Origin of the sequence: Actinoplanes oblitus (assembly GCF_030252345.1) — a bacterium.
Taxonomy (GTDB): Bacteria; Actinomycetota; Actinomycetes; order Mycobacteriales; family Micromonosporaceae; genus Actinoplanes; species Actinoplanes oblitus.
This window is the reverse complement of sequence record NZ_CP126980.1, coordinates 2,397,992-2,418,477: the sequence shown is the minus strand read 5'-3', so window position 1 is coordinate 2,418,477 and position 20,486 is coordinate 2,397,992. Positions and strand designations below refer to the sequence as shown.

The 20,486-nt window shown below is 70.9% G+C and carries 17 protein-coding genes; 7 read left to right on the top strand and 10 right to left on the bottom strand.

The genetic code is table 11. The annotated features are described in order from the left end of the window. Nucleotides 1–21 precede the first annotated feature (21 nt). The gene (locus Actob_RS11005; protein ID WP_284919978.1) at nucleotides 22–399 is read right to left on the bottom strand and encodes a hypothetical protein; all 378 of its coding nucleotides are present in this window, start codon (nucleotides 397–399) and stop codon (nucleotides 22–24) included. A 375-nt stretch (nucleotides 400–774) separates the two neighbouring features. Further along, on the bottom strand, nucleotides 775–2,535 hold the full coding sequence (locus Actob_RS11000; protein WP_284919977.1) for a DUF1996 domain-containing protein: 1,761 nt from the start codon (nucleotides 2,533–2,535) through the stop codon (nucleotides 775–777). 173 nt (nucleotides 2,536–2,708) lie between these two features. Between Actob_RS11000 and Actob_RS10995 the strand changes: the two genes are divergently transcribed. After that, a complete protein-coding gene (locus tag Actob_RS10995) occupies nucleotides 2,709–3,008 on the top strand; it encodes a metal-sensitive transcriptional regulator (RefSeq protein WP_284919976.1) in 300 nt (99 codons plus the stop codon). A 20-nt stretch (nucleotides 3,009–3,028) separates the two neighbouring features. Here Actob_RS10995 and Actob_RS10990 read toward each other — a convergent pair whose 3' ends face one another. From Actob_RS10990 to Actob_RS10975, 4 genes are all read right to left on the bottom strand, one after another. Beyond that, nucleotides 3,029–5,245 (bottom strand): heavy metal translocating P-type ATPase, encoded by a 2,217-nt coding sequence (locus tag Actob_RS10990; RefSeq protein ID WP_284919975.1) that lies wholly within the window; start codon nucleotides 5,243–5,245, stop codon nucleotides 3,029–3,031. Between the two features lie 108 nt (nucleotides 5,246–5,353). Then, nucleotides 5,354–5,980 (bottom strand): DUF305 domain-containing protein, encoded by a 627-nt coding sequence (locus tag Actob_RS10985; protein WP_284919974.1) that lies wholly within the window; start codon nucleotides 5,978–5,980, stop codon nucleotides 5,354–5,356. A gap of 126 nt (nucleotides 5,981–6,106) precedes the next feature. Then, nucleotides 6,107–6,778, bottom strand: a complete 672-nt coding sequence (locus Actob_RS10980) for a DUF305 domain-containing protein (RefSeq protein WP_284919973.1) — start codon at nucleotides 6,776–6,778, stop codon at nucleotides 6,107–6,109. A gap of 85 nt (nucleotides 6,779–6,863) precedes the next feature. Continuing rightward, nucleotides 6,864–7,301 carry a DUF6153 family protein gene (locus tag Actob_RS10975; RefSeq protein ID WP_284919972.1) on the bottom strand — a complete coding sequence of 146 codons (438 nt, stop codon included), beginning with the start codon at nucleotides 7,299–7,301 and terminating at the stop codon, nucleotides 6,864–6,866. A gap of 255 nt (nucleotides 7,302–7,556) precedes the next feature. On the opposite strand from Actob_RS10975, the gene Actob_RS10970 reads away from it, so the two are divergent. The 3 genes from Actob_RS10970 (at nucleotide 7,557) to Actob_RS10960 (ending at nucleotide 10,969) form a co-directional block, all read left to right on the top strand. After that, nucleotides 7,557–9,164, top strand: coding sequence for a methyl-accepting chemotaxis protein (locus tag Actob_RS10970; protein WP_284919971.1), 1,608 nt, complete (start codon nucleotides 7,557–7,559; stop codon nucleotides 9,162–9,164). A gap of 10 nt (nucleotides 9,165–9,174) precedes the next feature. After that, the gene (locus Actob_RS10965) at nucleotides 9,175–10,215 is read left to right on the top strand and encodes a BMP family lipoprotein (RefSeq protein WP_284919970.1); all 1,041 of its coding nucleotides are present in this window, start codon (nucleotides 9,175–9,177) and stop codon (nucleotides 10,213–10,215) included. Nucleotides 10,216–10,312: 97 nt separating this feature from the next. Then, nucleotides 10,313–10,969, top strand: a complete 657-nt coding sequence (locus Actob_RS10960; RefSeq protein ID WP_284919969.1) for a hypothetical protein — start codon at nucleotides 10,313–10,315, stop codon at nucleotides 10,967–10,969. A gap of 4 nt (nucleotides 10,970–10,973) precedes the next feature. Here the strand turns inward: Actob_RS10960 and pdxY are convergent, their stop codons facing one another. Further along, nucleotides 10,974–11,825: a pyridoxal kinase PdxY gene (gene pdxY, locus Actob_RS10955; protein ID WP_284919968.1), complete on the bottom strand. Its 852-nt coding sequence runs from the start codon at nucleotides 11,823–11,825 to the stop codon at nucleotides 10,974–10,976. Nucleotides 11,826–11,911: 86 nt separating this feature from the next. Beyond that, complete coding sequence (locus Actob_RS10950; protein ID WP_284919967.1) at nucleotides 11,912–13,693, bottom strand: CocE/NonD family hydrolase; 1,782 nt, start codon at nucleotides 13,691–13,693, stop codon at nucleotides 11,912–11,914. 306 nt (nucleotides 13,694–13,999) lie between these two features. Between Actob_RS10950 and Actob_RS10945 the strand changes: the two genes are divergently transcribed. Continuing rightward, complete coding sequence (locus Actob_RS10945; RefSeq protein ID WP_284919966.1) at nucleotides 14,000–15,319, top strand: polysaccharide deacetylase family protein; 1,320 nt, start codon at nucleotides 14,000–14,002, stop codon at nucleotides 15,317–15,319. Here the strand turns inward: Actob_RS10945 and Actob_RS10940 are convergent. Beyond that, the gene (locus Actob_RS10940) at nucleotides 15,316–16,578 is read right to left on the bottom strand and encodes a cation:proton antiporter (protein ID WP_284919965.1); all 1,263 of its coding nucleotides are present in this window, start codon (nucleotides 16,576–16,578) and stop codon (nucleotides 15,316–15,318) included. The two genes, Actob_RS10945 and Actob_RS10940, sit on opposite strands and share 4 nt — an antisense overlap. A gap of 160 nt (nucleotides 16,579–16,738) precedes the next feature. Between Actob_RS10940 and Actob_RS10935 the strand changes: the two genes are divergently transcribed. Together Actob_RS10935 and Actob_RS10930 are read left to right on the top strand one after the other, a co-directional pair. After that, nucleotides 16,739–18,724, top strand: a complete 1,986-nt coding sequence (locus Actob_RS10935; protein ID WP_284919964.1) for a beta-1,3-glucanase family protein — start codon at nucleotides 16,739–16,741, stop codon at nucleotides 18,722–18,724. A 299-nt stretch (nucleotides 18,725–19,023) separates the two neighbouring features. Beyond that, nucleotides 19,024–19,761, top strand: a complete 738-nt coding sequence (locus Actob_RS10930) for a hypothetical protein (RefSeq protein WP_284919963.1) — start codon at nucleotides 19,024–19,026, stop codon at nucleotides 19,759–19,761. 105 nt (nucleotides 19,762–19,866) lie between these two features. Here Actob_RS10930 and cspE read toward each other — a convergent pair whose 3' ends face one another. After that, the gene (gene cspE, locus Actob_RS10925; protein ID WP_013283833.1) at nucleotides 19,867–20,070 is read right to left on the bottom strand and encodes a transcription antiterminator/RNA stability regulator CspE; all 204 of its coding nucleotides are present in this window, start codon (nucleotides 20,068–20,070) and stop codon (nucleotides 19,867–19,869) included. Nucleotides 20,071–20,486 lie beyond the last annotated feature (416 nt).

The window sequence follows — 20,486 nt, the reverse complement described above, 5'->3', positions numbered from 1 at the left end:
GGCCTCCCGGAGCCGTGGCGGTCACCTCGGGTGCCGCTCGGCCATGATCGCCGCGGCCCTGGCGGTCAACTCATCGAGTTCTTCGGTCTCGGCCCGGTCCGCCGCGACAGCCATCGCCTCGAAGGCGAGCTCGGTCAGCCGCAGGCTGGTGTCCGTGTCGGTTCCACATCTGGCGCCATCGGCCGTCACCAGGCCGGTCGCCTGCAACGCCGCGCGTGATCCGAACGGCAGCAGCTGCACCGCCGCCTGCGCGATCGATTCCGGTGACCCGTGCAGGTCGACCAGGAACTCCTGTAGGTCAGGCGTCAGGAACTCCAACGCCTCAGCCGCGGTCATCGGCTGGGAAGTACTGTCCGGCTGCTCAATCATCGTGCTCGTGGCCTGATCCTGCGTGTTCATACCTTCCCTATGCGCCACGGAGCCCGCTGGCAACCGGAGAAGCCCAAAACTTTTCGGTACGCACCACGGGCCGGAAAGATCGGCACAGCGGTCCGCCCCGGTCTGCACTGACGAGCCGGGCAACCTCTGCCGCCGCCATCAGCGCACCTCCGCCGCCGAGGTCACCGTCGCACGGGCCGCACCGGCCGCGGATCAACCGAAACGCGGGCCAAGTCTACGCCGCCGGCCGTGGTCGCCAGCCCTGATCGCCGCACGAGCCGCCGAACCGTGCCCGGGCTGGGCTCAACCAGCAGGTCGGCTGCCAGGCGGACCCGGCCGAGTCGGCATCGGCCGGGTCGGGCGCCGGGGCGGGTTCGCCGGTTCGGGCGCCGCCGGTCAGCGACAGTTCTTGCCCTTGTTGATACAGGTGGCGATGCGCTGCATGGTCTGGGCCGAGTTCACGTTGACGAAGTCGTTGTGGTCGGAGAACGGGTTGTGGTTCTCCTCCGGGAAGGAGTCCAGGGCGTACTGGCCCTTCAGCTGGACGTCCCGCGAGATCTTGTAGGACAGGGTGATCCGCAGCTGCGGGATGGCCACGAACCCGGCGGGGCAGGCGCCGGTCTTCCGATCGGCGAAGGCGACGTGGTTGCGGTGGTTGGCGCTGTCGGTGTTCTTGCCGTCCCAGCAGCCCGGGAAGTCCTGCACCCGCTGGACCTGGCTGCCCTCCGGGCACACCGGGTACTTGTCGGACAGCCGGTCGCCGAAACCGGAGCAGGTCCAGGTGGCTCGGGCGTTCGCCGGGCCGCGGCTGGTCGGCTTCGCGTCACCGGTCAGTGCGCGCAGGAACTTCGGCATCGGGACGACCTTGCTCACCGCATTGCCGCGGTACTCGATCAGCACCGAGGCGGGGCGCACGATGCCACCGGTGTTGTTCGGCAGTTCCAGGTTCGGGCCCTGCGGATCCGGCAGCGCGGCGGCGGACGGGGACGCCGACGGCTGGCCGTTGCCCTGTCCCCCGCTGCTCTGCTGGCCGTCGAGGGTGCAGGCGGCCAGCTTCTCCAGGCCTTCGGGGCGGGCGGCGTTACGCCCGATGGCGATGGCGATGCGGTCCAGGACCGCGGTCCGCTTGGCCTTCAGCGGGCCGAGGATCGCGTTGTCGACGAAGGCGGCACCGCCCTGCCCGCGGGTGGCGACCAGTCGCTCGTTGGCCTCCGAGATCTGCCGGTCGAGTTCGGCGAGGCTCCGGTCGACCTCGGCCAGTGCCTGCTGCGGCACGCCGGGGAGCTTGTCGCGTACGCCCGGGCACCGGACCTGCGGGTTCGCCACCGGGCCGGCCTTGGTGTGCACGGTGTGCAGGGCCGCGTGGACACCGTCGTAGCTGATGTCGCAGTCGGCCATCGACACCATGCCGGTCGGCCATCGGCCACCGGCCCGGCGGATCGCGTCACCGATGCGGGTCAGCGCGGCCGTCCGGTCGGCACCCAGCTTTCGCAGAACCTCGTTGTTGAGGTCCGCGTTCACTCCCTTGACGGCGAGGATCCGCCGGTCCGCGGCGGCCTCCATCCGATCCAGATCGGACAGCAGCCGCTCGACCGAGGCGGTGGCGCGGTCCGGCACGGCCGGGAGGCGATCACGTACGGCTGGGCACACCACCGCTCCGGACGTACCGGAAAGCGCCTCCCGGACCGTCGCACCGTCCGGGCGAACCGACCTGTCGATCCGCACGACCGGCCAGAAGTAGGACGACTTGTCGCCGTTGCGGCACGTCGTGCCGGAGGCGTCCAGGTCGGCGTCGGAGGAGAACGCGGTGATCGCCTTGTTGCCGACGAAGTCGTGCACGTGCTCGGCGCCGTTGCGGATGCCCGGCTGCGCCACCGGGTTGTCCGGGCTGAACTTGCCGTTGCCGTTCGTGCCGCAGTCCACGGTGAAGCGGCCGCGCGACGCGTCCCGGCCGGGCCGCGGGTTCACCACGTTGGCCGCGACCCGCTCGATCGGTACGTACTGATTCAGGCTGGTCGAGGCGTCGGCCTTGCCGTCGCCTCCACCGCTGACGAAGGTGACGGTCAGGACCCCGGCAGCGGCGAGTGCGGTGCCGGCCGCGAGGACCCGTACCAGGACCGGGTTCTTCGGCGAAGGCCGTCGGTAGCGAGCTGTCACGTGCTTCTCCTCATCGTGGAACCAACCGCCGCGGCAGGCGACGTCGCCCCTCGATACGCGAGCCGGACACGTCCCGGATCGCCGCACCCGGGTCAGGTAAGGAGTCGGTAATAACTGCGCGGGCGGCGCCCGACGAGCACCCGCCCATACCGGTGCCGGGTATCTTGCAGGGCATGAGTGAGGCGAGACCGGCCGGGCCGCACGGCTATTCCGCGGACAAGCAGGCGCTGATGTCCCGGCTGAAGCGGGTCGAGGGGCAGATCCGCGGGCTGCAGCGGATGGTCGACGAGGACACGTACTGCATCGACATCCTGACCCAGATCTCGGCGGCGAAGAGCGCGCTGCACGCGGTGGCGGTCGGTCTGCTGGAGGATCATCTGCGCCATTGCGTGGTGCACGCCGCCACCGAGGGCGACGTGGAACCGAAGATCAAGGAAGCCAGTGCGGCGGTCGCGCGGCTCGTGAAGTCCTGACGCGGACACCGGTGGCCGGTTCAGTGGAAGCGGCGTAGTCGCAGGCTGTTGGCGACGACGAAGACCGAGGAGAACGCCATCGCGGCGCCGGCGATCATCGGGTTGAGCAGGCCGGCCGCGGCCAGTGGCAGCGCGGCGACGTTGTAGGCGAAAGCCCAGAACAGATTGCTCTTGATGACCCGCAGGGTGCGCCGGGACAACCGGATCGCATCAGCCGCGACACTCAGATCACCACGGACCAGGGTCAGATCAGCGGCCTCGATCGCGGCGTCGGTCCCGGTACCCATCGCCAGACCCAGATCGGCCTGCGCCAGCGCGGCCGCGTCGTTGACCCCGTCACCGACCATCGCCACCACCCGGCCCCGCTCCTGCAAACCCTTGACCACCTCCACCTTCCCGGCCGGCAACACCTCCGCGAACACCTCATCGACACCGACCTCAGCGGCGACCGCCCGCGCCACCACATCGTTGTCACCGGTCAGCAACACCGGCCGCAACCCCAGCCGCCGCAACGCCGCGACCGCGTCCCGACTGCTCGGCCTCACCACATCAGCCACCGCCAGCACCCCCCGCACCCGGGCATCCCAGCCGACCACCACCGCCGTACGACCGGCCTTGCGGGCCGCGCCCAACGCCTGCTCCACCCCGGCCGGCACCAGATAGCCGCGCTCGCGCAGCAGCCCCAACCGGCCGACCAACACCGCACGACCCTCCACCGTGCCGCTCACCCCCACACCCTGCAGGCCGGCGAACCCGGTCACCGGCGGCAACCCGCCCCGCTCGGCCGCGGCCCGCGCGACAGCCTGGGCGATCGGGTGTTCCGAGGCCGCCTCCACCGCCCCGGCCATCCGCAGCACCTCGTCACGATCCTCACCCGCCGCCGCGCTCACCTCCAGCAGACTCATCCGGCCGGTCGTCACCGTGCCGGTCTTGTCCAGCACCACCGTGTCCACCGCCCGGGTCGACTCCAGCACCTGCGGACCCTTGATCAGAATCCCCAGCTGCGCACCCCGGCCCGTCCCGACCAGCAACGCCGTCGGCGTGGCCAAACCCAGCGCACACGGACACGCGATGATCAACACAGCCACCGCCGCGGTGAACGCCGCCGTCCACCCCGCACCGGCACCCACCCACCAGCCCAGCGTCGCCGCCGCCAGGGCGATGACGACCGGCACGAAGATCCCGGAGATCCGGTCGGCGAGCCGCTGCACCGGCGCCTTACCGGTCTGGGCCCGCTCCACCAGCCGGGCCATCTGGGCGAGCTGGGTATCCGCGCCGACCCGGCTGGCCCGCACGATCAGCCGGCCGCCGGCGTTGACTGTCGCACCGGCTACGGTGTCGCCGGGTGCCACCTCGACCGGCACCGACTCACCGGTGAGCATGCTGGCGTCCACCGCCGACGTCCCGTCCTCCACCACACCGTCGGTGGCGATCTTCTCCCCCGGCCGGACCACGAACCGGTCCCCCACCACCAGCGCCGCGACCGGGACGCGCTGCTCCACACCGCCGCGCAGCACGGTGACATCCTTGGCGCCCAGCTCCAGCAGGACGCGCAGGGCCGCGCCGGCACGACGCTTGGAGCGAGCCTCGAAGTAACGCCCGGCCAGGATGAACGTGGTCACCCCGGCGGCCGCCTCCAGATAGATCGCCCCGGTACCGTCGCCACGGCCGATCACCAGCTCGAACGGATGCGTCATGCCGGGAGTTCCGGCCGTACCGAAAAACAACGCCCACACCGACCAGCCGAACGCCGCCACCGTCCCGAGCGACACGAGCGTGTCCATCGTCGCGGCACCATGCCGCAGATTCGTCCAAGCAGCCCGATGAAACGGCCAACCGCCATACACCACCACCGGCGCGGCCAACGTCAACGACAACCACTGCCAATAGGTGAACTGCCACGCCGGCACCATCGCCAACACCACCACCGGCACGCTCAACGCCACCGACACCCACAACCGGGTACGAGCGTCATGGAACTCATCGACCGGCGCCGCCTCCTCCGGCTCCGGCCGCACCTCACTGGCGGTGTAACCGGTCTTCTCCACCACCGCGATCAGATCACCGGCCGTGACATCGTCCGGGAAGCTGACCGACGCCTTCTCCGTGGCGTAATTGACCGTCGCGGTGACGCCGTCCAGCCGGTTGAGCTTCTTCTCGATCCGCGCCGCACACGACGCACACGTCATCCCACCGATCGACAACTCGATCTGGTTCGGGGCCACCCTCACCGTCATCGGTGTCCTCCTGGTCGCGGGTCGAGAGGGGCTGGTGCGGGCGGGACATCGCCCACCCGCACCACTGTACCTATACCCCCCTAGGGTACCCAGTAGTTGCCGAGTGCGTCACAGGCTGGCGCGGATCTGCTTCATCTCGGCGATCTGCGCCTGCTGATCGGTGATGATCTTCTGGGCGAGGCTCTTGGCCTCGCTGTTGGTGCCGTTGGCCAGTTCCTGTTGGGCCATCGTGACGGCACCCTGGTGGTGCTTGACCATCACCGCGAGGAACTCCTTGTCCCACGGGGTGCCCTTGGCGTTCATGAGTGCCGTCATGTCGAGTTCGTCGATGCCGGCCATGTCGCCGTGCTCCATGCCCTCCATCGCCTCGCCGCCGGCGCTCGGCATGGGCGTGTTCCAGGCGGTCAGCCACCGGGTCATGGTGCTGATCTCGGGCTGCTGCGCCGCTTCGATCTTGTCGGCGAGCTCGGCCACCCGGGGATCGCCGACGTGGCCGGTGGCCATCTTGGCCATGGCGATGGCCGACTGGTGATGCGGGATCATCTGCTGCGCGAAGGCGACGTCGGCGTCGTTGTGCGCCGTGCTCGCCGAGGTACCGGCCGCGGCCGGGCTGGCGGTGAGCGTGGCGGCGGGATCGGCCGTCGTGGTGTCGCCGCAGGCGGAGACCAGCAGAACGGCGCAGGCGGCGGCGCCGGCCAGCAGGCCACGGCGCCGGCGAACGGAGGTAGTCGTCATGTGTCGCGAACGAACCTTTCAAGCGGTCGGAAGCTGAGATGGTCCCCGAGGGCGGACCGAGGACGAGGGCCGCACGCACCCGCCAGGCCGACCGGTGCGTGCGGTCCCTCGGCGTGGACGAGCGGATCAGCGCTTGGCGAGCAGGCCCTTCATCGTGGTGATCTCCGCCTGCTGATCGGTGATGATCTTCTGGGCGAGTTCCTTGGCGTCCGGGTTGCCACCCTGCGTGACTTCCTGCTGGGCCATGGTGACGGCACCTTCGTGGTGGCTGATCATCATGGTCAGGAACTGCTTGTCGAACGCGGCGCCCTTGGCCTTGGCCAGCTTGTCCATGTCGGCCTGCGACATGACACCCGGCATCGCGCTGTGGTCCATGCCCGGCATCGCCGAAGCGCCCATGCCGGGCATGGCGGAGGCGCCCATGGCAGGCATCGGGTGGCCCCAGGCTGCCAGCCACTGGCTCATGGTGTCGATCTCGGGCTGCTGCGCGGCCTTGATCTTGGCAGCGAGGTCCTTCACCTCGCTGCTGGCGGCGCTGCCGTCGGCCAGCGCCGCCATCTCCACGGCCTGCCGGTGGTGCGGGATCATCATGCCGGCGAACATGACGTCAGCGTCGTTGAACGTCGTCGACGCCGGCGCGGAGGCGGCAGCCGTCGCCGTCATGCCGCCGTGGCTCATGCCGGGATCCGACGAGGTGTCGTCGCCGCAGGCCGAGAGCACCAGCGTGGCGGTCACGGCGGCGCCGGCCAGCAGGCCACGGCGCCAGGTGGTCGACGACAGCATGGAGGTACGCAACATTTGTGGACATGACCTTTCGACAGAACGGATGTGTGCGCGAACTCTCCCCGGCCGGCGAGTCGTCGCGGCCCGGGGACGGGAGCTCCTATATGCGCAGCACCGCTGTCGAGGCGAGGGTCAGTCCGGTCCGGGTGCCGGGAGGTGCCCGGGTCGGTCGCCGCCGGGTCCGCTCGTGGCCTCGCGGTCCGGGATACGGGCGGGCGGCGGCCACCAGCGCCATCGCCAGCAGCAGGACGACCGCGAGTCCGCCGAGGACGGCCAGGCACACGCTCCACACGGTCATCTGGTGGTGATGACCGGTGCAGTGATCGTCGGGGCACGCCTCGGCCGACGCGGAACTCATGGACCCGGTCGTGATCGAGGGGACGGCCGCCTGAACGGCGCTCATCGCCGGGGCGCCGGGGTGCTCGCCACGCACACCGGCGTGGCCGAGAGTGTGCATGGTCGCCAGGCCGAACACCGTGCACAGCAGCAGCACCGTGCGGGCGAGACGCCCGATCGCTGCCGCCGTTGTGCCGATCACGGCGCCCACCATAGCGCGCACCGGTTGGCCCGACGCGGCTACGGCCCCGAGCGGCTGACCGGGTCTCGCGCGCCGCAGCCGGCCGGTGACAACGGGAGCGGCGGCCTGTCGGTGGCCGGATTCGGGCGAGCACGAGCCGGCTGCTCTGAGCGCCGGCGGCCAAAAGCGGAGCCGCCGCATTCCCTGCCCATTCCCGCTAAGTAAGGGACACCGGCCGCCGAAGAGGAACAGGGGACCCGTCGACGGAGGTACGCGGTGCGGCGTTTCAGTATCGGCACCCGGCTGTCCGGGGCGTTTGCCGGCGTACTCGCCCTGTTGTTCGCCATCGCCGTGGTGGCCTACGCGACCATCGTGTCGCAGCGGGACGCGGCCACCGACGTACGCCGTCTGGAACTGCTGACCCGGCAGGCCGACGAGATCAAGACCCATGCGACGACGCTCAACGGCTGGCAGGCCGGCTTCATCAACGACATCTACCGGCTCGGGGCCGCTCGCGCGCTGGGCGGGGACTCGGTCGCCTACAAGGCGTGGCAGCAGGAGCGGGACGCGTTCCAGACCTACCTCAAGCAGGTCGACACCGGCAGCATGACGGACGCCGAACGCACCGTCTTCGGCACCCTGAACAGCGAGCTCTCGACGTACGTCGAGATGAACGACAAGGTGGTGGCGGCCTACCGTCCCGGCACCGCGCAGGCGCTCTGGAAAGCCGATCAGATCGCCCTGTACGACAGCTGGAACAGCTACTACCGGATCATGGTGTCCGCGCAGAAGCTCGCCGCCTCGGTCGACGCCCGCAGCGTGGCGGCGGTGCGCTCGTCCGCGGACGACGCCACCCGGGCCGAGCTGATCATCATGGTGGCCACCGGGCTCGCCCTGGCGCTCGGCGCGGCCTCCGCGTTCATGGTGACCCGCAGCATCGTGCGCCCGGTCGGTTCGGCACGCGACGCGCTGCGGCGGATGGCGGACCGCGACCTGACCGTCGAGCCACCGGCCGACGACGGCCGCGACGAGGTGGCCGAGATGTCGGCAGCGCTCGGGCAGGCGGTGATCGCCGTACGCACGATCGTCTCCGACGTGGCACAGCAGGCGGAGATCCTCACCCGTACCTCGGCGGAGCTCGACGCGGTGTCCGGCGCCTTCGCGAAGTCGGTCGGGGACACCAGTGAGCAGGCCGGCCTGGTCGCCGGGGCCGCCGAGGACGTCAACCGCAACGTCGACACGATGGCGGCCGGGTCACAGCAGATGGGCGCCTCGATCGAGGAGATCTCGCGCAACGCCGCCGAGGCCGCCGCGGTGGCCGCCGAGGCGGTGGCCGCGGCGAACTCGGCCAACCAGACGGTCGGCAACCTGGGCACCTCGTCGGCGGCGATCGGCGACGCGGTGAAGCTGATCACCAGCATCGCCGCGCAGACCAACCTGCTGGCGCTCAACGCCACCATCGAGGCGGCGCGGGCCGGTGACATGGGCAAGGGCTTCGCTGTCGTCGCCGGCGAGGTCAAGGACCTGGCGCAGGAGAGCGCCCGCGCGGCCGACGAGATCGACTCGCTGGTGCAGGCCATCCAGTCGGACACCTCGGCGGCGGTCACCGCCATCGAGATGATCGGCGAGGTGGTGAGCCGGATCAGCGATTACCAGACCAGCATCGCCGGCGCGGTGGAGGAGCAGACCGCCACCACCGGCGAGATGAACCGGGGTGCCACCGCGGCGGCCGGTGGCACGGCGAGCATCGCGGAGAACATCCGGGCGGTCGCCGCCGCGTCCGCCGCCACCTCGGCCGAGGTGGCGCGCTCCCGGCAGGCGGCCGCCGAACTGAGCCGCATGTCGACCCAGTTGCGCGACGCGGTCGCGCAATTCCGGTACTGAGGACGAGACGATGATCAAACGCTTCGGCGCCGGCGCGCTCGCCGCGGCCCTCACGGTACTGCTGACCGCGTGTTCGGCCGCGATGGTGCCGGTCTCGCCGACCGACTCCTCCGGTCTGGGCCGCGAGACGGTGCACGTCGGCATCGCCTACGACAGCGCGGGTCGCGGCGACAAGAGCTTCAACGACGCGGCCGCCGCCGGCATCGACCGGGCCAAGCAGGAGCTGCTGGTCGAGGCGTCGGAGTCGAAGACGCAGGCGGAGACCGACGAGGCCCGGGCCGAGGCGCTTCGCGGGCTCGCCGCCGGCGGCAGCAACCCGGTCATCGCCGTCGGCTTCCTGTACGCCACCGCGATCGGTACCGTCGCCAAGGAGTTCCCGGACACCCTCTTCGCGATCATCGACGACGACTCGGTGACCGCCGACAACGTGGTGTCGCTGCTCTTCTCCGAGGAGCAGGGCTCCTACCTGGTCGGGGTGGCGGCCGCGCTGGCCACCCGCACCGACCGGGTGGGCTTCGTCGGCGGCGTCGACGTCCCCCTGATCCACAAGTTCGCGGCCGGATACACCGCCGGGGTGCACAGCGTCGACCGGGGCATCCGGGTGGACGTGCGCTACCTGACCAAGCCACCCGACTTCGGTGGGTTCAGCGCGCCGGCCAAGGGCAAGTCCGCCGCGGCCCGCCTGATCTCCGGCGGCGCCGACGTCGTCTACGCGGCGGCCGGCGGTTCCGGCACCGGCGTCTTCGAGGCGGTAGCGGCCGGCCGGAAGGCCTGGGCCATCGGTGTCGACTCCGACCAGTACGCCACAGCTGACGAGTCGGTGCGGTCCCGCATCCTCACCTCGATGCTCAAACGCGTCGACAACGGCGTCTTCCAGGAGATCCAGGCATTCGTCAAGGGCGACCGGGCCGGCGGCCGGAAGCGTTACGACCTGAAGGTGGACGGCGTCGGCTATGCCACCTCGAACAAGCAGCTGGGCCCGTACCAGGCCGGCATGGAGAAGGCCCGTTACCGCATCCTCAGCGGCGCGGTGAAGGTGCCGGTGGCCTGACCCCGGGGCGACCGGCCGCCCGGAGCACCGCCCCGACCGATGGCGAGCGTCGATTACGATCTTCGATGCGTACGCGATCGCTGCCGGGAGGGACGTCATGGCGCAGGACGGTACGACCGAGGCCGGACTGGGCAACGGCCCGACACCTGTCACCTTCTGGGTGGCCGTCGCCGCGGTGCCGCTGGGCGTCATCTTCCTCTGCTGCCCGTACCGGATCAGCATCCTCGCGCCCATCCTGGTGTCGCTGGGTGTCGGCGCTTTCGTCTACGCCGCGATGACCGGCGGCAAGCCGGGCTGGCGGCTGCTGGCCGCGCTCGGCGGCATCGTCCTGGTGCTGGCTCTCGGCGGTCTGCTGACCCGGCTGTTCGACGGCGACAACTACCGCGGCTTCTACGGGGACAAGGTCACCGCCACCGTCGCGGAGCCCGGCAAGTGTGAGTTCACCAAGGGCCGCCGGGGTGTCGGCGGCAGCAGGGCCACCTGCGCCGGCGCCACCTGGGCGGTGGGCGGAAAGCAGCGGACCGGCAAGATCTCGGTCGACGGCGACGACATCGCCGGCGCGACCGGGCCGGTCACCCTCGACGGTTATGCCATCGGCGACCAGGCCTCCAGCCTCGCGCGGACCGATCCGCAGTACGACGCCGCGCGGATCTCCGGCGTGCCGCTCTGGACCGGCCTCATCGGGCTGGCGCTGCTGATCGGCGCCCTGGCCGGCCGATCAGCGACGAGCCCGCGAAGCCGGCCGCAGAGGTAGTGGCTCAGCGCACCCGCTCGGCACTGAATTGCATCCGCGGCGCGGCGTAGAACTCCTGCGCCGCCACCAGCCGCAACTCCCGCTCCCCCGACCGATAGGTCATCTCGATCAGATCGAACACGCTGGACGCGGTCCGCTCCAGCGCCACCGCCGCGTCCCGGGTCTCGACGTAGTGCGCGGTGAACAGTGCCGCCGTCACGTCCCCCGACCCGTTCGCCTTGAACGGCAGATGCGGCGTGCTGACCAGCCAGGCCCCGGCGTCGTCCACGGCCAGCATCTCGATCACGCCAGCGTCCCGGTCCGGCCGCTCCACGCTGGTGACCAGCACCACCGAGGGGCCCATCGCGCGGGCGAGGTCGACCGAGGCCAGGGTCGACTCGATGCTCGCCGGTTCGGTCCCGGTCAGGAAGCCCAGCTCGAACTGGTTCGGCGTGATGATGTCGGCCACCGGCACGACCCTGTCCCGCAGCAGCTCCGGAATCTCCGGCGCGACGAAACACCCCGACTTGGCGTTGCCCATCACCGGGTCGCACGCGTAGAGCGCCGCCGGGTTCGCCTCCTTCACCCGGCGCACCGCGTCGATGATGACGTCACCGATGCCCACCCCGCCCTGATACCCGGACAGCACGGCGTCGATCTGCGGGAACACGCCGCGCTCCTGCACACCGAGGAGGATCTCGGCGACGTCCGCCGGCGGGATGAGCGGTCCGCGCCAAGCGCCGTAGCCCGTGTGGTTGGAGAAGTTCACCGTGTACACCGGCACGACGTCGACACCGATGCGCTGCAGCGGGAACACGGCGGCGGAGTTGCCGACATGACCGTGCGCGACCGCCGACTGGATGGACAGCACCTTCATCCCCCCAGCCTAGAGACCGCGGCAGGACCGTCGTCCGCCCCCGGTCCGCTTCGGGACCGGAGGCGGACGACAGCTTTCGTACGCCGTCAGCCCCGCCCGCGCAGCGCCAGCGGGAACGTCCCCGCCCCGACGTCGCCGAGCGGCCGGGTGTACTGCCTCAGATAGGTGTCCAGGAACGGCGACCGGTCACCCTGGGTCGGCACGTCGAACCGCGGGTCCTGCAACGCCAGGCTCAGCCGGGCCCGGGTCACGTCGATGGTGTTGCCGCTCGGCGTGTCCAGCCAGCCGCTGCTGATCGTCCCGATCTGGACACCGAGCTGGTGGCCCACCTCGAAGGTCCAGTCGGTGGACTTGAGGTCGAACGTGACCCGGCCGGCCCGTTCGATGAGCGCCACGTTCTCGTCGAATCTCACTCCGGTCCCGTCCGGGGCGACGTCCCACAGCCGCACCATGACGTTGCCCGCCGCGCTCGCGTTCAGCGAGATCCGCGGGGTGGCGGTGATCCGCAGCCGGGAGGTGGTCGGCGTGGACCAGCTGAAGTAGCTGTACGCGTCGGCGGCCTCCGGGGCGAGCCGCAGACCGGCGGGCGGAGCGGGATCGGTGGCGTGCTCCATGTCCCACTGCCGGCCGGCGTCGGCCGGTGCGGCCAGCGCGGCGACGTCGGCGTCCAGGTACCGCCCGTCGGTCAGCCGGGCCGTGGTGAACGACGACGGCGTCGGCCAGGTCGCCTGGGCACGCCACACACCGGTGCTGTCCTCGATGGCGAAGCGGGGATCGCGGACCGTCGGCTTGATGCCCTTGAGGTAGTAGTCGTAGAGGCGCATGACCTCGTCGAAGAAGCCGGCGCGGCCCTGGAGCAGCTGTCCCGCGCTGTTCCGGTCGTTGCCGCGCACGTGCTCCCACTGCCCCAGCCAGCCGCGTTCGAAGCCGTGGTGGTTGGCGAGGTACTCGTCCATGTCCTCCGGCTTGGTGTTGTTCTCGATGAAGCCCTGCGTCACGAACAGCGGGGTGCTGCTGCCCTTCGCCCTGGCCGCGAGGTCGCGGGCCCGCCAGTACGGCGAGCCGGCGTCGGGGTTGTCGTTGTTCGTGAGGTTGTCCGACAGGCACTCGGGGTGGGCCGCCTCGTAGGCCGCGTTGGCCCGGTAGCGGTCGGTGTCGTCGGGCAGCGGCGCCATCGTGGCGATGCTGTTGTACGCGTTCGGGGTGGCGGTCACGTTGGGCCGCGGCACCCCGTTGCTGAACAGGTAGTTGTACATGTCCCAGACCGGTTCCTGGGCCACCACCGCCTTCAGCTGCCGCAGGCGCAGGTTGTTGCCGACCAGGCCGGTCACCGCGTCGTACGACTTGCCGTACATGCCGACCCGGCCGGTCGACCAGGGCTGGCCGGCCGCCCACTGGACGGCGGCCTTGACGTCGGCCTGCTCGCCCGGGCCGACCCAGTCGAGGCAGCCGGTGCTGCCGCCGAAGCCGCGCAGGTCGACCATCACGTAGGTGTAGCCGCGGTCGAACAGGTCGGTGCCACTGGTGAAGTCCGCGAACCGGCTGGACGGGCCGGTCCGGGTGTACCCCTCGGGACCGGTCTGACCCGCGTGCGCGAAGTACGGCCCGACCGAGAGGATCACCGGCGTCCGGGCACCGGCCGGCAGGTTCGCCGGCCGCAGGACGTCGGCGTGGAGCTGGACGCCGCTGTGGTCGGCGGACGGGAAGTAGGCCTCCGTCCACACCGCACCCTCCGGTACGCGAGGGTTCTCCTCATGGGTGACGCCCCCCGGCGCCGCGGTGGCGGCGGCCGCCGGTGCGCCCACCGCGAGAGCCGCTATCGTGATCAGCGCGCCGGCAGCGGCTGTTGTCCGCCTGCGTATGGTCATCTGACCTCCCAAGGCATAGAGCAGTGTCTCTGCATGCCTAGACGCTAGCGGTTGCCGGTCCTCTGTGGAGCCCCGTGTCTCAGGCGACGCCGGGCCGGTCGGCGACGGCGCGGGAGGAGACCCCCGAGGCGGCCGGTGCCGATCGCGGCAGGAGTTCGCGCGGAGAGGGCATTCCGGCACCCCGACCGCCCGGCTCGGTGGATTAATCGACCGATGTCAACCAAGTCGGCCTAAATTGACGGGGGATGCTAGCGTCGCGCGCTGGAAAGCTGATCAATTCCACGACGGGCAATGCGGAGGTACCTGATGTCCGACGAGCCCAGGGTGACACCACCGGGCGACACCGCGCCGGACGAGGCAGAAGAGGCGACGGTCGCGATGCCGGCGGCCGACGCCGAAGAGGCGACAGTGGCCATGCCCGCCACCGACGCCGAAGAGGCAACCGTCACGATGGCCGCCACCGACGCCGGAGAAGCGACCGTCACGATGCCCGCGGCCGACGCCGAAGAGGCGACAGTGGCCATGCCCACCACCGACGCCGAAGAGGCAACCGTCACGATGGCCGCCACCGACGCCGAAGAAGCGACGGTGGCGATGACGGCCGCGAAGGCGCCGGATGACGAGCAGACCATCACGCTGACCGCCGCCGACCTGACCGTCGCACTGGCCGCCGAAAAGCCGGCCGCCGCGCCGGCCGCCGACGAGATGACAGTGGCGCTGCCCGCCCAGAGGACGCCGGCCGAGGCCACCATGGTGGTGGTACCTCAGCAGTACGCACCACCACCTCGGACCGAGGCGCCCGCCGGCGGCTTCCTGACCCGGCGGCGACTGCTTCTCGGCCTCTCCGGAGCGGCCGGCACGGCCCTCGCGGTAGCCGCCGTCGCCACCCACTCCCGGTCGGCGAACGACGCCGGAAAGGGCGCCGCCACACCGATCCCGAGCCGGTCCACGGTGGTCAGGTCCCGGGAACCGGAGAGCACCGCCGTCACCACTCCCCCGGTGGCCACCCTGCACAAGCCGATCTCCACGCTGGCCGAGTACGCCAAGGCCGCCGGCCTCCCCGCCTTCCCCAGCGACGCGATCGCGCTGACCATCGACGACGGCCCGCACCCGGTCTGGACGCCGAAGATCCTGCAACTGCTGGACAAGTACCAGGTTCCCGCGCTGTTCTGCATGATCGGCAATCAGGTGCTCGGCCACGAGACGGTCGCCCAGCAGGTCACCGGGGCCGGGCATCAGCTCGCCAACCACACGTGGAGCCATCCCACCAAGCTCGGCACCAAGCCGGCGGCGCTCGTACAGAAAGAGATCCACCGGGCCCAAGCGAAGATCAACAAAACGACGGGGTACGTCCCCAAGCTGTTCCGCTCACCGGGCGGCGACTGGTCCCCGAAGTTGCTGCACACCATCGCGCAGGCCGGGCTGCTGCCCCTGGACTGGAGCAACGACCCGCGCGACTGGAGCCGGCCGGGCGTCCCCAAGATCGAGAACCGCATGCTGGCCGCCCACCCGGGTCAGATCCTGCTCTGCCACGACGGCGGCGGCGACCGGTCGCAGACCTACCAGGCTCTCCGGGTCGTCCTCCCGGCCCTCAAGGCACGCGGACTCCAGTTCGTCGCTCTCTAGACCGGGTTCCGGTCGGCGCGGTGCGGCAGCAGGCCGCGCACCGGCAGGTGTGCGGCCCACGGCCGGGCCGGGCCCGGGTGGGCGACGCCGTCCACCCGCGCCGCATACCGGCCGGCCAGCGGCTTCGCGCTGAGGCCGTGCGCCAGGACGCTGAGCAGCACGGTCACCCCGATGACAGTGACCGCCCGGCCGGGCTCGCCGGGTAGTTCCTCCAGCGCGATCACCGCGAAGATCACCGAGGCCAGCCCGCGCGGCCCGAACCAGCCGAGGAACGCCACGGTGAGCGCGGGCAGCCGGGTGCCGATCAGGGCGAGCGCCACCGGCACCATCCGGACGACGGTGAGGCTCAGCACCGCGTAGACCAGGCAGCGCCAGTCGGCGCCGGCCAGCACTGTCGGTACCGCTACCGCGCCGAAGACCAGCCAGGTCAGCAGCGACATCAGCCCGGCGGTCTGCTCGACGTAGTAGATCTCCCGCTCCCCGCCGCGCCGGGCGACGTGCCCGTACGCCAGCCCGGCCACGAACGCGGCGACGAACCCGTTCCCGGACAGCCAGAGCGTCCCCGCATAGGCGACCAGGGTCAGCGCGAGCACCGCCGGCCCGGCGAAGTCCTCGGACGCCCAGCCGCGGCGCCGGGCGATCCGCAGCGCGCTCCCGCCCACGGCGCCGGCGACGATCCCGGCCACCAGGCCGATGCCCAGGGCGGCGAGCGCGGCGCTCACGCCGTGGTGCTGGATGCCCTCGGCGGCGATCGCGACCATCACCACCGGCGTCGCGATGCCGTCGTTGAGCCCGCTCTCCACGTTCAGCAGCCGGCGGACCCGGTCCGGCACCCGGGGGTCGGTCATCACCGAGGCGCCCAGCGCCGCGTCGGTGGGTGCCAGCGCGGCGCCGACCAGCAGCGCCGGCCAGAACCCGAGGCCGTCGAAGAGCCAGACCGCCAGCAGCGTCCCGGCCACCATGGTGAGCGGCAGACCGACCCCGAGCAGGCGGGCATACAGCCCCAGGTCGGCCCGGAGCTCGCGGAGCCCGACCCGGGAGGCGTCCGCGAAGAGCACCCAGACCAGGGTGATCTCGGCCAGCAGCTTGACCGCCTCCGGCGGCACGTCGACCTCGACGACGTGCAGGCCCTCGGCGAGCAGCAGACCGGCCGCGACGAAGACGATCGGCGCGCTGAGGTCCGCCCGGCCGAGCCGCGCGGAACACAGTCCCCAGCCGAACACGATCAGCGCGACCGAGGCCACCGCGGCGGCATCCATGGTGGTCACGCTAATCCGCCGGCCGGACCGGACCGTCATCCGCGACGGGTGAACGGCCATTGACAGTTAACAATTGTAAAGGACATTATCTGAGAGCGCTCTCTCAGGCCGCTACCCGACGGTCGAGGCGCATCCCCCACCAGTCCACCTGGGAGTCCCCATGTCCACACGAACCAGGCTGTTGAGCGCCCTGACCGCTCTCGTGACGGCGATACCCATCGGCGTGGCCGCCGCCGCGCCGGCCGCTCAGGCGGTCGGACCCACCCTGTTGCCGTTCACCGTCACCAACAGCACCGGGCGCGGCGACGCGTCCTACCTGTACGTCATCGGTGTCAACCTCACCACCGGCCGGCTCGGCTACGTCACCGCCGGCGGCGCCTTCACCGCCTGGCCGGCCGGCTCGCTGCCACCGTCACCCGCCCCGGACGTAGCGATCGGCGGCCCAGGCAACGGCGGCAGCACCACCGTGCAGCTGCCGCGCAACTTCTCCGGCCGGCTCTACATGTCCCTCGGCCAGAAGCTGAAGTTCTTCCTCACCCCGGACGGCCTGGTCCAGCCGGCGCCGTGGGCGTCGGGCGACCCCAACCACGACATCCTGTTCGACTGGAGCGAGTTCACCTACAACGACTCCGGCCTGTGGCTGAACAGCTCGCAGGTGGACATGTTCGCCATCCCGCACGTGGTGACGGTCGCCGGCAGCGACGGCACCAAGAGCACCGGCGCGGTGGTGGCCAACGGCCGGCAGAACGTCATCGACCAGATCCGGGCGCAGTCCGGCTGGGCGAACACCGTGGTCACCCGCTCGGACGGCACCGTGCTGCGGGTGCTGTCGCCGGGCAAGGCCGCCGGCGCGGGGCTGTTCAGCAGCACGTACCTCGACTCGTACATCACCGCGGCGTGGAACGCCTACACGAGCAGGACGCTCACCGTGGTGCCGTTCGGCGACCAGCCCAACACCAAGTACTTCGGCCGGACGTCCGGCACCACCATGACGTTCACCAACAGCTCCGGTGCCCAGGTCGCGTCGTTCGCCAAGCCGCCGAGCGCCGACGTCTGGGGCTGCGACGGCCACCTGGCCGCGCCGAACGACCTGGTCGTCGGCCCGATCGCGCGTACCCTGTGCGCGGCGCTGAACCGGGGCACCCTGGGCACCATCGACACCCAGCCGGGCGGGTCGGCGGCCGACTTCTACAAGAGCAACCCCACCAACCAGTACGCGCGGATCATCCACGCGAACATGGCCGACGGGAAGGCGTACGCGTTCGCCTTCGACGACGTGCAGAACCAGGAGTCCCTGGTCTACTCGAACAACCCCAGCTCCGCCGGGGTCACCCTGTCGCCGTTCGTGGGCGGCGGCGGCGGTGGCGGCGGTTCGACCACCGGCTACACCGTCGCCGGACCGGGCGGCAAGTGCGTCGACGTCGCCGGCGACGACACCGGTGGCAACGGCGCCGCGGTCCAGCTGTGGGACTGCCAGTCGGGCGCCAAGGACCAGCACTGGACGCTGCGGAACGGCACCCTGCAGACGCTGGGCCGCTGCCTGGACGTCACCGGCAACGGCACCGCCAACGGCGCCAAGCTGGAACTCTGGGACTGCAACGGCGTCGGCGGCCAGCAGTTCGTCACCCAGGCCGACGGCTCGCTGCGCAACCCGCAGTCCGGCCGGTGCGTCGACGCGCCGTCCGGGGCCACCGCCAACGGCACCCGGCTGCAGATCTGGGACTGCAACGGCTCCGCCGCGCAGAAGTTCGCCTACAACAACGGCGCCACCAACCTCACCGGCCCCGGCGGCAAGTGCGTCGACGTCGCCGGGGACGACACCGGTGGCGACGGCGCCGCCGTGCAGCTCTGGGACTGCCAGCTCACCGCCCGGGACCAGCACTGGGCGTGGACCGGCCAGTCGCTGACCACGCTGGGCAGGTGCCTGGACATCGCGGGCGGCGGCACCGCCAACGGCACCCTGCTCCAGCTGCACGACTGCACCGGCAACGCCGCGCAGACCTGGGTGGTCAACGCCAACGGCACGATCAGCAACCCGCAGTCCGGGCGCTGCGTCGACTCACCCTCGGGCAGCACCGCCAACGGCGCCCGCCTGCAGATCTGGGACTGCAACGGCTCCGCCGCCCAGAAGTTCGCCAAGGCCTGACCCCGAAAACCCTTTCCCGGTACGAAACTGCCCGGTCCCCAGACGCACCAGCCACGCCCCGTGCGTGCACGACGCGGACTCCGATCTCGTGGTCGGGGTCCGCCACGCGCGTCCCGCGCCGCGGCGACGACCACGGTCCTCCGGCCGATCCGCCCGCTGGCGGATACCGCCGCCGCGTGCGTGCATCCGTCCGTACTGAGGATGAACAAGGTCGGCAATCACCTGAATCGGTTGAAAGGCGGCTCTTCGGGTACCGGTAGTGCACTGTCGCTACGCACCCCACCTGGAAGGAGCGGGAGATGACACCGCCATCAACGCAGGCTCCTACCAGCACACGGCCGACGCTGGCCGACGCGCTCGTCGTGCTCGCGCAGACCCCCGACGACGTGCCCGGCATCACCGAAGATCTGCGCATGGTCGCCCAGTTGGCGGCCACCCGGATCACCACGATCGACTACGCGGCGGTGTCTTCGCGGTCCGAGGACGAGCCCAGCACCGTCGCCGTCCGCCGAGACTTCGCGGCAGCCGTCGGGGACGCCTCGGTCGCGGCCCTCGGCGGCGGAGTCTCACCGCCGGGTCACGTGGCGATCGGCCAGGGCGATCCGGACAGGGCCGTTCTGCTGGCCTGGCCACGCTTCCGGGAAACCGCGACCGGTATGGGTATGGGGATCGTGTCGGTGCCGTTGTTCACCGGCAGCGGCACCATGCGAGCCACGTTGGATCTGTGCGGACGCGATCCGGCTGCCATGGCGCCGCTGACCGCGGGGATCTGCGCCGCCTACGATCCGGATCTGCCGTTGCCCAGCGAGATCGACGATCTGGCGCCGCTCGATGACGGCGGCCACGAACTGGTGACCGGGTTCGCGGAGGCCCTGTCGGTACGGGCCACCATCCAGCTGGCTGTCGAGTTGGTCGCCACCCGGGCCGGCCGCGGCACGAGCAACGCCTACCTCGACCTTCGGCTCGACGCCGCCGACAAGGGCATCTCCCTGCTGGCCGCCGCTACCGCTGTGATCACTCGGCACCTGGGCAGCTGAATCCGCGGCGCCCGGGGGTACGCATCGCGGCCGTGGCGGGCACCGGAAACGCCGAACGGCGGCCCGCTGAACCAGTCGGGCCGCCGTTCGGTGCGAAGCTGTGGATCAGAGCGGGCGGATGTTCTCCGCCTGCGGGCCCTTCTGGCCCTGGGTGATGTCGAACTCCACCTTCTGGTTCTCGTCGAGGCTGCGGAAGCCGCTCGCCGAGATGGCCGAGAAGTGAGCGAAGACGTCCGCGCCGCCGTCGTCCGGGCTGATGAAGCCGAAGCCCTTGTCGGCGTTGAACCACTTCACGGTACCTGTAGTCATGTCTGCTCCTTCGCAGGCTTGTGGAGACCGCACGGTGCGGACCCTTACGCCGCCGCGTTGATCACCCGCGTCGAAACGACACGAAAAACGAAAAGCGCCTGCGGGGTTTCAGATAACCCCACCAGGCGCCCAAAAACGTCTACGGAAATCAAAACTGCAACTCGGCCAACTTAGCACACAATGCTCGGCCGGAACCGGCGGTTGTCAGTCGGACTGGTCACTCGCCGGCTACTGCCCCTCGCCGGATCCAGTCCGCTTCGATCGAGGAAAGGCAGGCCGGGACGGCGCTCACGCCGCACTGCGACCGGATCCGGCGGCGTCCCGGCCGGCCCGCAGGGCGTACGTCTCGGCACCGATTCGGCCGGCGGGGTGGTCAAACCGATGCCCGATGTGTCACGTTGAAGCCCCGCCGAACG

Excerpts from the sequence above, each read along its gene's own strand:
- Actob_RS11005 (WP_284919978.1), bottom strand. The coding sequence starts at position 399 with ATGAACACGCAGGATCAGGCCACGAGCACGATGATTGAGCAGCCGGAC.
- Actob_RS10995 (WP_284919976.1), top strand. The coding sequence starts at position 2,709 with ATGAGTGAGGCGAGACCGGCCGGGCCGCACGGCTATTCCGCGGACAAG.
- Actob_RS10990 (WP_284919975.1), bottom strand. The coding sequence starts at position 5,245 with ATGACGGTGAGGGTGGCCCCGAACCAGATCGAGTTGTCGATCGGTGGG.
- Actob_RS10985 (WP_284919974.1), bottom strand. The coding sequence starts at position 5,980 with ATGACGACTACCTCCGTTCGCCGGCGCCGTGGCCTGCTGGCCGGCGCC.
- Actob_RS10980 (WP_284919973.1), bottom strand. The coding sequence starts at position 6,778 with ATGTTGCGTACCTCCATGCTGTCGTCGACCACCTGGCGCCGTGGCCTG.
- Actob_RS10965 (WP_284919970.1), top strand. The coding sequence starts at position 9,175 with ATGATCAAACGCTTCGGCGCCGGCGCGCTCGCCGCGGCCCTCACGGTA.
- Actob_RS10960 (WP_284919969.1), top strand. The coding sequence starts at position 10,313 with ATGGCGCAGGACGGTACGACCGAGGCCGGACTGGGCAACGGCCCGACA.
- pdxY (WP_284919968.1), bottom strand. The coding sequence starts at position 11,825 with ATGAAGGTGCTGTCCATCCAGTCGGCGGTCGCGCACGGTCATGTCGGC.
- Actob_RS10950 (WP_284919967.1), bottom strand. The coding sequence starts at position 13,693 with ATGACCATACGCAGGCGGACAACAGCCGCTGCCGGCGCGCTGATCACG.
- Actob_RS10945 (WP_284919966.1), top strand. The coding sequence starts at position 14,000 with ATGTCCGACGAGCCCAGGGTGACACCACCGGGCGACACCGCGCCGGAC.
- Actob_RS10940 (WP_284919965.1), bottom strand. The coding sequence starts at position 16,578 with ATGGATGCCGCCGCGGTGGCCTCGGTCGCGCTGATCGTGTTCGGCTGG.
- Actob_RS10935 (WP_284919964.1), top strand. The coding sequence starts at position 16,739 with ATGTCCACACGAACCAGGCTGTTGAGCGCCCTGACCGCTCTCGTGACG.
- Actob_RS10930 (WP_284919963.1), top strand. The coding sequence starts at position 19,024 with ATGACACCGCCATCAACGCAGGCTCCTACCAGCACACGGCCGACGCTG.
- cspE (WP_013283833.1), bottom strand. The coding sequence starts at position 20,070 with ATGACTACAGGTACCGTGAAGTGGTTCAACGCCGACAAGGGCTTCGGC.